We start from the raw sequence: 14,566 nt of genomic DNA on the forward strand, positions 1-14,566 counted from the left end.
GCAACGATAGCACATGGCCGCTTCCTTGTATGGAAGAGCGGCCAGGTGCATCGGGTTGTATGCCCCTAGACCTGCTCCAGCATCAACCCGGAAATACGCCGTACCTTGCGCGCCACCGCTTCTTCGAAAATGCCCTGGCGTGGCTCGACCAGGCTGAAGCAGTGCTTGGCACGGGTAATGCCGGTATACACCAGCTCCTTGGTCAGCACCGGGTTGAGCGCATCCGGCAACACCAGTGCGGTGTGGCTGAACTCCGAGCCCTGGGACTTGTGCACGGTCATGGCGAACACCGTTTCCACTTCGTTAAGCCGGCTCGGCAGGACGAAGCGCACCCCGCCGCTGCCATCGTTACGCGGGAACGCCACGCGCAGCAGCGGCTCGCCTTGCTCATCCGGCAGGCGCAGGGCGATGCCGATGTCACCGTTCATCAGGCCCAGGCCGTAGTCATTGCGGGTCACCAGCACCGGGCGCCCTTCGTACCAGGGCTGCTGGCTGTCGATCAGCCCGGCATTGTGCAGCACCCGCGCCACCCGCTCGTTGAGGCCTTCGACACCCCAGGCGCCGCGACGCACCGCGCAGAGCAACTGGAAGTCCTCGAAGCTGTGCAGCACCTTGCCCGCCCACTGCTCCCATGCCGGGTCGTCAAATGCGGTTTCGAGTGCCGGCCTGTAGCGGCCAAGGGTGCGCAGGTAGCTGCGATAGCCTTGCGGGCCTTCGGCACCACGGTTCAGGCCGTCGAGCAGCAGGCGGTCAAAAGCACGGTCTTGCTCGTGCTTGAGCGCCAGGCTGTGCACGTCGTCCGGTGGCGTGGCCAGCAGGTTGCGTGCCGCGTAAGCGTCCTGGCGATTGACCAGCCTGGCCAGTTGACCAATGCCGCTGCCTTCGCCGAAGCGTCGTGAAAAACGCAGCATTACCACCTGCTGGGCCAGCGGGTTGCGCTGCTCATCGCCAGCCTTGAGCCCGCTGCCGGCCAGCGACTCGCCGCTGACCTGCTCCAGCCACGCGGTGGTTGCCGGCGAGTAATAGCCCTCCTCGGCATCCCGGCACAAATCCCCCAGCACCGCGCCGGCCTCGACAGAGGCTAACTGGTCCTTGTCCCCCAGCAGCACCAGGCGTGCCCGTGGCGGTAAGGCATCAAGCAGGTTGGCCATCATTTCCAGGTCGATCATCGACGCCTCGTCGACCACCAGCACATCCAACGGCAACGGGTTGCCAGCATGGTGGCGGAAGTGCCGCGAGCCTGGGCGGCTGCCGAGCAGCCGGTGTACGGTGCTGACGTCAGTGGGAATTTGCCCGCGGACTTCGGCGCTGACGTGCAGCCGCTCGACTTGCTGGCCAATGGATTCGGTCAGGCGCGCAGCAGCCTTGCCGGTCGGCGCGGCCAGGCGTATGCGCAGCGGCCTGCCCAGCTCTACCGCCGGCCCCTGAAGCAAGGCCAGCAGGCGCACGACGGTCGTGGTTTTACCCGTGCCGGGGCCGCCCGTGATGATGCTGAAACCGGCACGGGTGGCCAGCGCACACGCAAGCTTCTGCCAGTCCACCTGGCCTGCTGGCGCCCCGCCCGCGAACAGCTGTGTCAGGCGATCTGACAGGTCGGTCAGCGGCGCTTCGGCCTGGGTCAGGCGCTGGCGCAGGGTATGGTCGATGCGCCGCTCGTAGCGCCAGTAACGGCGCAGGTACAGGCGCTCGCCGCTGAGCACCAGCGGCCGCGCTTGCTGGCCTGGGTTATCGCCAAGTGCCACCAGCGAGCTGGCGGCGATGCGCTGGCGCCAGGCATTCAAGTCGAGGTTGGCCAGCAGTTGCGAGGGTAACAGCAGAGGGCCAGTCAAGGCGTCGCCTTCCGGTGGCAGCGACAGTGCAAAGTCGGGCTCGGCCAGGGTTTGCTGCAAGTCGAGGCACACATGGCCATGGCCCAGTTGGTGGCTGGCCAACGCTGCCGCCAGCAACAGCAAGGGGTCACTGCCAGGGGCGCGCTCTTCAAGGAACGACACGAATGCGCGGTCCAGGGCGCGCAGCCAGCCCCGCTCTACCCAGCGGTCGAGCAGTTGCAGCAGGTCACCACTGTCATGCTGAGGTGCCAGCGCCAACAGGTGCTCGGCGTGCAATGGGGTGGGCAAAAGGTCGACTAGGCTTCGGCTCATGGCGCGACTCCGGCTAACAGGTCCTGCTGTGCGGGCGCGCGCTCGCCACGGAACAGCGCATCCAGGCGTTCAATCAGCTCACGCGGTGGCTTGGCGTGGTACACGCCGTGGCCGCTGCTGCTGGCGCCTCGCAGGAAGATGAACAGGGCGCCACCGACATGGCGGTCGTAATCGTAATCCGGCAGGCGTGCGCGCAGCTGGCGGTGCAGGGCCAGCAGGTACAGCACGTACTGCAGGTCGTAGCGGTGCTCGATGATGGACTTTTCCATGGCCATTGTGTCGTAGGCCTGGATGTCCGGGCCCAGCCAGTTGGACTTGTAGTCGGTCACGTAGTACTGCCCGTCCAGCTCGAACGCCAGGTCGATGAAGCCTTTGAACATGCCGTTGAGCACGGTTGGCTGCGCTGCCGGGCGTGCCAGCCCAGGGTGGGTGTGGCGAGCGACCAGGCGGTCGAGTTGTTCGGCGTCGACCTGGTGGCTGGCGAACCAGAACTCCATTTCGATCTGGTAATGGCGCAACTGACCGAGCGTTACGCTCAGGTCGTTGCCCGGCAACGGCAGCGGCTCGTTCAACAAGCGTTGCAGCCACTGGGTAAGGGTCGGAATCCAGCCAGCCCAGTCACGGCGGTTGCATCGCTGGCCAACGGTTCGCTCGATCAGCTGTAAGTTGCCGGTGACGAGGCTGAAGCCCTCGCGCCCTGCCCATTCCAGCAGGCCATGGAGGAAGGTGCCCGGGTTCGGCCCCCGTGGAAAGCGGTGGATATCGCCGCTGTCGGGCGGGACCTCGCGCAACACCTGGGCATCGAGCACCTCGTCATCCAGCAATTGCTGGGCCTGCGAGCTGTCGGCGCCGAGGGTCTGGTCGCCGACGCGCAAGGCGCTGTACGACGCGATCCACCAATGCTCGGCTGCTGCGCGGCGAGGCTTGCGTGCGGGCAGCAGCTCACGCTCGGCATGCGGCATGCGATACACCTGCTCATCCGCCTGCGGCAGACCCGGGCAGGTGATGTGCGGACACGTCGCTGCCAGCGCCTGCAACCAGTCCGTCAACTGCGTCGACCCGGCCAGAGCAAGGCCGCCCCCCAGCAGGTAGCCAAATGCCGAGCGGTGCAGCTGCGAACTCTTCTGGTTGCCACGCTTGAGGTCGGCCACACCCAGCCAGCAAGCATGCTGTGCCCGGGTCAGGGCTACGTAGAGCAGGCGCAGGTCTTCGGCCAGGCGCTCGTCATCGGCGCGCTCGATCTGCTCCTGGTTAGGCGTGAGTGTGAGGTGGGCATTACCGTCGCTGTCATGCCAGGCCAACGGCAGTCGGGTACCGTCGACGGGTTTGCTGGTGCAGATGAACGGCAGATAGACCAGGGGATATTCCAGGCCCTTGGACTTGTGGATCGTTACCACCTTGACCAGCTGTTCGTCGCTCTCCAGGCGCAGGATCTGTTCTTCACCGGCCTGCCCGGAATTGGCCAGGTGCTCGGCCAGGTGGCGGATCAACGCCTGCTCACCGTCCAGCTCGCCTGCGGCCTGTTGCAACAGCTCGGCCAAGTGCAGCAGGTTGGTCAGCACCCGCTCGCCATCACTGCGGCGAATCAGCGTGCGCGGCAGGTGGAAGTCGTGCAGCAGGTGGCGCAACATCGGTAGCACCCCTTGGCGCTGCCAGGTGTCGCGGTAAAGGCGAAAACGCATGACCCAGCCTTCCCAGACCCGCTCGTCCTGGTTCAGCCGGTCCAGTTCGGCCAGCGACAGGCCCAGTGTGAGGCTGGCCAGTGCGGCCTTGAGCAGGCGTTCCGAGTCTGGCTCGGCGCAGGCCTTGAGCCAGGCCAGCAGGTCGTGGGCTTCCTGGGCGGCGAACACCGAATCCTTGTCGGACAGGTACACGCTGCGCACATCACGTGCGGCCAGCTCGGCGCGGACCATCTGTGCTTCATGGCCATCACGCACCAGGATGGCGATGTCCGAAGGCAGGCAGGGGCGCAATTCGCCCTCGGCATTCTGAAAGCCCGCCGTGCCCTGCTGGCCACCGTTGAGCAAGGCGACGATATGGCTAGCGCAGCTGGCGGCCAGTTGCTGGCGGTAGACGCTGCTGGAAACCGGCTCTTCGCTTTCCAGCTGCCAGCACTGCAGGGCTGCGCTGGCTTCACCGTCAATCAGCAGCTGTTCGCCACGGCCCTTGGCATGCACCTCGATGAACGGCAACGGGTTGTCATCGGCCTCGCGGAACAGGAATGCACCCCGCCCCGTTTCACGCGCTTCGGCCTGCAGGAACACCTGGTTGACCGCCGCGACCATGGCTTTGCTGGAGCGGTAGTTGGTGTCCAGGCTGTGCAGGCGGCCACTGGTGGCGCGCCGCGCAGCAAGGTAGGTGTAAATGTCGGCACCCCGGAAGGCGTAAATCGCCTGCTTGGGGTCACCGATCATGAACAGGCCGGTTTGCGCACGGTTTTCGCTGATCTGGTAAATGCGCTCGAAAATACCGTACTGCACCGGGTCGGTGTCCTGGAATTCGTCGATCAGCGCAACCGGAAACTGCTCGCGAATCAGGCTGGCCAGGCGCTCACCGGCCTCGCTGGCCAGGGCGTGCTGCAGGCGCACGAGCATGTCGTCGAAGCCCATTTCCGCACGGCGGCGCTTCTCCACTTCGAATCGCGCCGATACCCAGCCGGCAGCATGCTCAAGCAACGGCGCATCTGGGTTGTCCAAGGCCTGCAATTGCTGTTGCAGCGTCTGCATGGCGTCGAGGGCCGGGTGCTCGGGCGGTTTGCCCTTCCAGGCTTCAGCCATGCCCGCCGGGGTGAGGCGGGTGAAGCCGGTACCCAGGTCGAGCTCCACCCGTTGCTCATCGGCAGCCCAGGCGCAAAGTTTGTCGAACCAAGGTTCGAAGTAACGGGCCTGCATCTTGCGGCCGTCGACCTGCTTGGCGGCCAGTGCATCGCGGCAGATTTGGCGCAGCTCTTCGGCCCACTGCGCCCACGGCGCCTTTAGCCGGGCCAGCTGTTGGCCACGTTGCTGCAGCGACGCCTGGATCAATGCGGCTGGCTCTGGCCCGTCGTGCTGAGCGCGTATGCGGCCAAACAGCGGGCGAATGCGCGGCAGCAAGGCATCGGGGCTCCCCCAGTTGCTGCGGACCCAGGCCAACGCATCACCGCGCATGCCGTAGCAGAAGCGCCGCCAGTAATCGCGCATCACCTGGCCCAGCAGCTCGCTGTGGTCGGTTTCCAGGGTCTGGGTGAACAAGCTGCCACTGTCGAAGGCATGCTCGCGGAGCATGCGCTGGCACCAGCCATGGATGGTCGATACCGCCGCTTCGTCCATCCACTGCACAGCGATTTCCAGGCGGCCGGCACAACGCGGCCAGGCCTCTTGTGGATAATCGTCACGCAGTTGATGCAACAACGGGTCGGCGCCTTCCAGTTCACCACGGAAAAACCGTGCAGCCTCAGCCAGGCGGGCACGAATGCGCTCGCGCAGCTCTTTGGTGGCAGCGTCGGTGAAGGTCACCACGAGGATCTGCGGTGGTAGCAGCTCACGGTCGAAGCCCTGTTCGCCACCGTGGCCGAGGATCAGGCGCAGGTACAGCGCCGAAATGGTGAAGGTCTTGCCCGTACCGGCGCTGGCCTCGATCAGCTGGCTGCCGTGCAGGGGGAAACTCAGTGCCAAGGGACGGGCCTGGGTCATACGCCTTTCTCCGGATTGCCCAAGGTCTGCCAAGGGGCGGTGAACAACGGGCGGTACAAGGTTTCGCACCAGCCTTCGAAGGTTTCGTCAGCGGTGAGTGCGGCAAAGTCACGGAACTGGCGGACCAGGGCAATGCTTTCACCACGCTCGCCAAAACTGGTGCGCTCGTCGCCTTCGTAGGCGCGGGCTGCGGCGGCCAGAGCCTTGTCGGCATCGTCCTGGGCCAACCATGCAAACGCGGTTTTGGCTGCAACGGGCAGAGGCGCATTCATCCCTGCCTGACGGGCCACCAGCAAATCGCCCAACAGTTGCGCGGCCTGCTCGGGCGGCAGCGGTGCAAGCAACAGGGTCAGGTCACTGGCTACCAGTGCACTGTTATAGGGGTAGCCCGCCGCACAGGCGGCCAAGTGCGTGACCCAAGGGGCGATCAGGCGGTGCCACTTGAGGTTATTGCGCCCGGCACTGATGGTGTTGGGTACGGTGGTGATGCTGAGCAGGCTCTGGTCATCGGCCTGGAACACACGGCCCAGCCAGCCTTCGAGCCGGTACTGGCCGTGCTCGAAATGCACCGGCAAAGCGCCCTCGACCAGCTGTGGCCAGCGTTGCAGCAACTGCTGGTGACGTTGCAGCAGGTCGGGTAGCGGTTCGATCAGCTCGTTTTGCAGTAGCTCGCCGAAGCCGGCCAGTGGCAACAAACCGCAGGCTTGCAGGCGCCGGGCCTGGGCCTGCAAGGCCTGTTCGGCGTTGCCTGGCTCGGCCAGGGCGGCGCCGAGCAGGCTCTCACTGGCACCGTAGCGTTGCAGGGTATCGAGGACAAAAGGTTCTTCGTCCGGGGTCGGCGCCTCCAATGCTTCGAAGTACACCTTCAAACGCTGGCTGAAGAAGTGCCGTACCGGGTGGCGCAGAAAGTCATTCAGCTGGGTCAGGCTCAGGGCCTCATCGTCGAAATAAGGTGGCAAACCTGGGTCGCCCTGCTCTTGCTCCTCGCCTTGCTGGTGCAGCACCTGCCATTCGTGGGCAAAACTGAACAGCGGGCTACCCTTCTGGAAATAGCGGGGGCTGAACGGCTGCAGCGGGTGCTCCAGGGTCAGTGCGTGCAGCAGTTGCTCGCCCGGCTCCGCGGGTTGCCCTTGCTCGGCGCCGGTCAACTGCCAGCCCCCAGCGATGTGATCGCGCAACTGGCCGATCAGTACCGAGGCCGGGCGCTCGCTGTTGTCGCGGATACTGCGCCCGACCCAGCTGACATACAGTTGGTCGCGTGCCGACAGCAGCGCTTCGAGCAGCAGGTAACGGTCGTCTTCGCGGCGTGAGCGGTCACCGGGGCGGTAATCGCTGGCCATCAGGTCGAAGTCCAGTGGTTGCTGGGCGCGCGGGTAGTCGCCATCGTTCATGCCCAGCAGGCAGACTACGCGGAACGGGATGGCGCGCATGGGCATGAGGGTGCAGAAGTTAACCGAACCGGCGAGGAAGCGTTGCGACAGCTTGCCCTGGTCGAGGCCTGACAGCCAGGCTTCACGCACCACGGTCAGCGGCAACGGGTCATTCAGACCAACAGTCTCGCACACTTCAAGCCAGCCATCGCGCAGGTCCTGTAGCTGCATCAGCAGGAATTCGTCGTGCTCATCCTCGGCGAGGAAGAATACCTGCAGCAAAGCGTGCAGGCGCTCCCCCCACTGACTGACAGTGGCAGGCTCGGAAAATGCCTGACAAGCGACGTCGAGTGCATCGAGCAGTGCGACCAGCGGACCGATCAGTGCTGCGTCCAGGCCTCCGATTTCATCGTAGGGCTCGATGCCATCGCAGGCCTCTCCCACACCTACGGCATAGCCCAGCAGCATGCGCCGCAGGCCAAAGCGCCAACTGTTCTGTTCAAGCCCGGCGGGCAAACCCAGGCTGGCCCGCTGCTCGGCGTTGAGGCCCCAACGAATACCGGCGCCCTCGATCCAGCGGTGCAGCGTAGGCAAGTCGTTTTCGCGGATACCGAAGCGGGCACGGACTGCCGGTACGTCCAGCAGGTCGAGCACTTCGCTGACCGCGAAGCGGCTATCCGGCAGTTTGAGCAGGTGTTCAAGGGCGATCAGTAAAGGCTCACGCCCGCGCTGGCCCTGGTCGGTGAGGGTGAACGGGATATAGCGCGGGTCATTGCGCTGCAACTGGCCGAACACGGCGCGGATATGCGGCGCGTAAGTGTCGATGGCTGGCAGCATGACGATTACGTCACGCGGGCGCAACGTAGGGTCGGCGCTGAAGCGGGCCAGCAGCTGGTCATGGAGAATCTCCACTTCGCGTTGCGGGCTGTGTGCAATATGGAAGCGGATCGAGCGGTCTTTGCCTGGATCAACTGGCGGCCACAGCTCGCGGGTTTCGGCGAGCGGGCGTAGTTCAAGAATGTCGTCCTGCAACTGGTTGAGCAACGTGGTGGGCGAGCCGTCGCTGAACAGGTCGATGCGCCCATCGCTGAACGCACCTTGATAGCTGCCCGGGTCGTCATAGCTGTCGAGCAGGTTGATATAGTCGCGGCCCTGTTTGCCCCAGGCGGCCAACAACGGATGAGCATGCTGGTGCAGCGACTGGTCGTCCAGTTGCAGGGGCATGCCCTGTTTGCGTTGCTGGCGCCTGTACTGGTGGCGCAACAGGTCCTTGTCGGCAACGATGTCGGCCCAGTGGTGGCGGCAGGGATTGTGCACGCACAGCAATACCTGGCTAAAGCGCGCCAGGCCTGCCAGTGCTTCCAGGGCCTGCGCAGGCAACGAGGAAATGCCGAACACGATCACCCGCGGTGGCAGCCCCGCAGGTGCCTGTTCCAGGTTATTGATGCGCTCGGTGAAGCGCTGATGTACCCCGGCGCGGCTTTGCGCCATGCCCTGCTCACCAACATCCTCCAACAAGGCTCGCCACAACTCGGCTTGCCAACGGTTGCCCGGCGGCAGGGCTTTGCGCTCACCACGGGCAGTATTGAGGATGTGATTGCCAGCAGCCCAGTCCTTGAGCCAGTCGGCGCGGTAGACCTGGTACTGGTCGAACAGGTCGGCCAGTCGCTCGGCGAGCTGGTAGCGCTTGCGCAGGTCGCTGTCGTCATTGAGAAAGCGCTGCAGCGGCTCGAAATGCGGGCGCTCTATCAGGGCTGGCAGCAGGCGCATCAGGCGCCAGGTCAGTGGGGCCTTGTCGAGCAGGGATACTTCGGGAATTTCGTCGTGACCCAGCACGCTGCGGTACAGCTGCCACATGAAGCTGCCAGGCAGTTGCACATCGATTGCGGCAGCGATGCCGCAACCACCCAGGTCATTTTCCAGCGGGTCTTCAGCCAGGGCCAGTTTGAGCCATTGGGCGATACCATTGCTTTGGACAAGGGCAATCTCGTTTTCCAAAGGTGCCAAGGGGTAACGGCGCATCCAGCTCACCACCAGGCTGCGTAGGTCATCGAGGCGGTTGCCGTGGACGATCATGAAACCTGGGTGGAGCGTGGTAATAGCCATTGAGCATTCCCTGGAAGGCAGTCGGTTCAGATGCGGAACCATATCACGGGGCGTGGCACGGACCGTGGCACGCTTGGAGACAAATCTTTTCCTGGCCGGAAAAGACAAAACCCCTACCTGCATGTGCAGATAGGGGTTTTGCGAAATGAATCTTGACGATGACCTACTCTCACATGGGGAAACCCCACACTACCATCGGCGATGCATCGTTTCACTGCTGAGTTCGGGATGGGATCAGGTGGTTCCAATGCTCTATGGTCGTCAAGAAATTCTGTTGCCAGAAGATCCAGATGGATGCTCTAGCGAATTCGGATATGTGAATTTGTGGTTGCGAACTTTCGGTTCGTATCATCTTCACCACCACAATTTGGCTCTGACGCGCAAATTGCTTGGGTGTTATATGGTCAAGCCTCACGGGCAATTAGTATTGGTTAGCTCAACGCCTCACAGCGCTTACACACCCAACCTATCAACGTCGTAGTCTTCGACGGCCCTTTAGGGGATTCAAGATCCCAGTGAGATCTCATCTTGAGGCAAGTTTCCCGCTTAGATGCTTTCAGCGGTTATCTCTTCCGAACATAGCTACCCGGCAATGCCACTGGCGTGACAACCGGAACACCAGAGGTTCGTCCACTCCGGTCCTCTCGTACTAGGAGCAGCCCCTCTCAAATCTCAAACGTCCACGGCAGATAGGGACCGAACTGTCTCACGACGTTCTAAACCCAGCTCGCGTACCACTTTAAATGGCGAACAGCCATACCCTTGGGACCGGCTTCAGCCCCAGGATGTGATGAGCCGACATCGAGGTGCCAAACACCGCCGTCGATATGAACTCTTGGGCGGTATCAGCCTGTTATCCCCGGAGTACCTTTTATCCGTTGAGCGATGGCCCTTCCATACAGAACCACCGGATCACTAAGACCTACTTTCGTACCTGCTCGACGTGTTTGTCTCGCAGTCAAGCGCGCTTTTGCCTTTATACTCTACGACCGATTTCCGACCGGTCTGAGCGCACCTTCGTACTCCTCCGTTACTCTTTGGGAGGAGACCGCCCCAGTCAAACTACCCACCATACACTGTCCTCGATCCGGATAACGGACCTGAGTTAGAACCTCAAAGTTGCCAGGGTGGTATTTCAAGGATGGCTCCATGAGAACTGGCGTCCCCACTTCAAAGCCTCCCACCTATCCTACACAAGCAAATTCAAAGTCCAGTGCAAAGCTATAGTAAAGGTTCACGGGGTCTTTCCGTCTAGCCGCGGATACACTGCATCTTCACAGCGATTTCAATTTCACTGAGTCTCGGGTGGAGACAGCGCCGCCATCGTTACGCCATTCGTGCAGGTCGGAACTTACCCGACAAGGAATTTCGCTACCTTAGGACCGTTATAGTTACGGCCGCCGTTTACCGGGGCTTCGATCAAGAGCTTCGCTTGCGCTAACCCCATCAATTAACCTTCCGGCACCGGGCAGGCGTCACACCCTATACGTCCACTTTCGTGTTTGCAGAGTGCTGTGTTTTTAATAAACAGTCGCAGCGGCCTGGTATCTTCGACCGGCATGGGCTTACGGAGCAAGTCCTTCACCCTCGCCGGCGCACCTTCTCCCGAAGTTACGGTGCCATTTTGCCTAGTTCCTTCACCCGAGTTCTCTCAAGCGCCTTGGTATTCTCTACCTAACCACCTGTGTCGGTTTGGGGTACGGTTCCCAGTTATCTGAAGCTTAGGAGCTTTTCTTGGAAGCATGGTATCAACCACTTCGTCGCCTAAAGGCAACTCGTCATCAGCTCTCGGCCTTGAAATCCCGGATTTGCCTAAGATTTCAGCCTACCACCTTAAACCTGGACAACCAACGCCAGGCTGGCCTAACCTTCTCCGTCCCTCCATCGCAATAACTGGAAGTACAGGAATATTAACCTGTTTTCCATCGACTACGCTTTTCAGCCTCGCCTTAGGGACCGACTAACCCTGCGTCGATTAACGTTGCGCAGGAAACCTTGGTCTTTCGGCGTGCGAGTTTTTCACTCGCATTGTCGTTACTCATGTCAGCATTCGCACTTCTGATACCTCCAGCAAGCTTCTCAACTCACCTTCACAGGCTTACAGAACGCTCCTCTACCGCATCATCATAAGATGATACCCGTAGCTTCGGTGCATGGTTTGAGCCCCGTTACATCTTCCGCGCAGGCCGACTCGACTAGTGAGCTATTACGCTTTCTTTAAAGGGTGGCTGCTTCTAAGCCAACCTCCTAGCTGTCTAAGCCTTCCCACATCGTTTCCCACTTAACCATGACTTTGGGACCTTAGCTGACGGTCTGGGTTGTTTCCCTTTTCACGACGGACGTTAGCACCCGCCGTGTGTCTCCCATGCTCGGCACTTGTAGGTATTCGGAGTTTGCATCGGTTTGGTAAGTCGGGATGACCCCCTAGCCGAAACAGTGCTCTACCCCCTACAGTGATACATGAGGCGCTACCTAAATAGCTTTCGAGGAGAACCAGCTATCTCCGAGCTTGATTAGCCTTTCACTCCGATCCACAGGTCATCCGCTAACTTTTCAACGGTAGTCGGTTCGGTCCTCCAGTCAGTGTTACCTAACCTTCAACCTGCCCATGGATAGATCGCCCGGTTTCGGGTCTATACCCAGCGACTAAACGCCCTATTAAGACTCGCTTTCGCTACGCCTCCCCTATTCGGTTAAGCTCGCCACTGAATATAAGTCGCTGACCCATTATACAAAAGGTACGCAGTCACCTAACAAGTAGGCTCCCACTGCTTGTACGCATACGGTTTCAGGTTCTATTTCACTCCCCTCTCCGGGGTTCTTTTCGCCTTTCCCTCACGGTACTGGTTCACTATCGGTCAGTCAGTAGTATTTAGCCTTGGAGGATGGTCCCCCCATATTCAGACAAAGTTTCTCGTGCTCCGTCCTACTCGATTTCATTGACAAGAGATTTTCGTGTACGGGGCTATCACCCACTATGGCCGCACTTTCCAGAGCGTTCCACTAATCTCAAATCAACTTAAGGGCTGGTCCCCGTTCGCTCGCCACTACTAAGGGAATCTCGGTTGATTTCTTTTCCTCAGGGTACTTAGATGTTTCAGTTCCCCTGGTTCGCCTCTTGCACCTATGTATTCAGTACAAGATACTCAGCTTATGCTGAGTGGGTTCCCCCATTCAGAGATCTCTGGATCACAGTCTGTTTGCCGACTCCCCAAAGCTTATCGCAGGCTACCACGTCTTTCATCGCCTCTGACTGCCAAGGCATCCACCGTATGCGCTTCTTCACTTGACCATATAACCCCAAGCAATCTGGTTATACTGTGAAGACGACATTCGCCGAAAATTCGCATTTCGCTCATTACTGAGCAGAACTCACAAATTTTACCTTAGCCTGATTTCCAGCAGTGAAACTGGTCATCAGTCTATATCTATCACATATCCGAATTTTTAAAGAACGGCCTGACAAAAGTCAGAAATCAACATTCGCAGGGAATGCTCATTTCTGAATTCTCATCAGCAAATGAATCAAGCAATTCGTGTGGGAGCTCATCAGCAGGCTGATGTCGTCGATTAAGGAGGTGATCCAGCCGCAGGTTCCCCTACGGCTACCTTGTTACGACTTCACCCCAGTCATGAATCACACCGTGGTAACCGTCCTCCCGAAGGTTAGACTAGCTACTTCTGGTGCAACCCACTCCCATGGTGTGACGGGCGGTGTGTACAAGGCCCGGGAACGTATTCACCGCGACATTCTGATTCGCGATTACTAGCGATTCCGACTTCACGCAGTCGAGTTGCAGACTGCGATCCGGACTACGATCGGTTTTGTGAGATTAGCTCCACCTCGCGGCTTGGCAACCCTCTGTACCGACCATTGTAGCACGTGTGTAGCCCAGGCCGTAAGGGCCATGATGACTTGACGTCATCCCCACCTTCCTCCGGTTTGTCACCGGCAGTCTCCTTAGAGTGCCCACCATAACGTGCTGGTAACTAAGGACAAGGGTTGCGCTCGTTACGGGACTTAACCCAACATCTCACGACACGAGCTGACGACAGCCATGCAGCACCTGTGTCAGAGTTCCCGAAGGCACCAATCCATCTCTGGAAAGTTCTCTGCATGTCAAGGCCTGGTAAGGTTCTTCGCGTTGCTTCGAATTAAACCACATGCTCCACCGCTTGTGCGGGCCCCCGTCAATTCATTTGAGTTTTAACCTTGCGGCCGTACTCCCCAGGCGGTCAACTTAATGCGTTAGCTGCGCCACTAAAATCTCAAGGATTCCAACGGCTAGTTGACATCGTTTACGGCGTGGACTACCAGGGTATCTAATCCTGTTTGCTCCCCACGCTTTCGCACCTCAGTGTCAGTATCAGTCCAGGTGGTCGCCTTCGCCACTGGTGTTCCTTCCTATATCTACGCATTTCACCGCTACACAGGAAATTCCACCACCCTCTACCGTACTCTAGCTTGCCAGTTTTGGATGCAGTTCCCAGGTTGAGCCCGGGGCTTTCACATCCAACTTAACAAACCACCTACGCGCGCTTTACGCCCAGTAATTCCGATTAACGCTTGCACCCTCTGTATTACCGCGGCTGCTGGCACAGAGTTAGCCGGTGCTTATTCTGTCGGTAACGTCAAAACAGCAAGGTATTAGCTTACTGCCCTTCCTCCCAACTTAAAGTGCTTTACAATCCGAAGACCTTCTTCACACACGCGGCATGGCTGGATCAGGCTTTCGCCCATTGTCCAATATTCCCCACTGCTGCCTCCCGTAGGAGTCTGGACCGTGTCTCAGTTCCAGTGTGACTGATCATCCTCTCAGACCAGTTACGGATCGTCGCCTTGGTGAGCCATTACCCCACCAACTAGCTAATCCGACCTAGGCTCATCTGATAGCGCAAGGCCCGAAGGTCCCCTGCTTTCTCCCGTAGGACGTATGCGGTATTAGCGTTCCTTTCGAAACGTTGTCCCCCACTACCAGGCAGATTCCTAGGCATTACTCACCCGTCCGCCGCTGAATCAAGGAGCAAGCTCCCGTCATCCGCTCGACTTGCATGTGTTAGGCCTGCCGCCAGCGTTCAATCTGAGCCATGATCAAACTCTTCAGTTCAATACTGCTTGGGTTTTTAAGAAACCCTAAACTTGGCTCAGCAATCTCAAATGACTATGTGATTTCTCGCATGGTCACTTGTGATGCTGATAATCTTTTTGACTATCAGTCCGTACTCACAAGCACCCACACGAATTGCTTGATTCGATTTGTTAAAGAGCGTTTGGTTA

3 protein-coding genes and 3 rRNA genes are annotated in these 14,566 nt (G+C 59.9%); all 6 read right to left on the reverse strand.

Annotation, left to right across the window (positions count from 1 at the left end):
• Positions 1 to 65: 65 nt before the first annotated feature.
• Complete coding sequence (gene recD, locus QQ992_RS24175; RefSeq protein WP_286111313.1) at positions 66 to 2,141, reverse strand: exodeoxyribonuclease V subunit alpha; 2,076 nt, start codon at positions 2,139 to 2,141, stop codon at positions 66 to 68.
• A complete protein-coding gene (gene recB, locus QQ992_RS24180) occupies positions 2,138 to 5,812 on the reverse strand; it encodes an exodeoxyribonuclease V subunit beta (protein WP_286111315.1) in 3,675 nt (1,224 codons plus the stop codon). The genes recD and recB overlap by 4 nt, the downstream gene beginning before the upstream one ends.
• On the reverse strand, positions 5,809 to 9,288 hold the full coding sequence (recC, locus tag QQ992_RS24185) for an exodeoxyribonuclease V subunit gamma (protein ID WP_286111317.1): 3,480 nt from the start codon (positions 9,286 to 9,288) through the stop codon (positions 5,809 to 5,811). The genes recB and recC overlap by 4 nt, the downstream gene beginning before the upstream one ends.
• 150 nt (positions 9,289 to 9,438) lie before the next feature.
• Positions 9,439 to 9,554: ribosomal RNA gene (rrf, locus tag QQ992_RS24190) — 5S ribosomal RNA — on the reverse strand.
• Positions 9,555 to 9,688: 134 nt separating this feature from the next.
• A 23S ribosomal RNA gene (locus QQ992_RS24195) occupies positions 9,689 to 12,580 on the reverse strand.
• 279 nt (positions 12,581 to 12,859) lie between these two features.
• A 16S ribosomal RNA gene (locus QQ992_RS24200) occupies positions 12,860 to 14,396 on the reverse strand.
• Together the 16S, 23S and 5S rRNA genes form the textbook arrangement of a ribosomal RNA operon.
• Positions 14,397 to 14,566: the final 170 nt, after the last annotated feature.

This window comes from Pseudomonas kurunegalensis (assembly GCF_030291635.1).
In the GTDB taxonomy this organism is placed as follows: Bacteria; Pseudomonadota; Gammaproteobacteria; order Pseudomonadales; family Pseudomonadaceae; genus Aquipseudomonas; species Aquipseudomonas monteilii.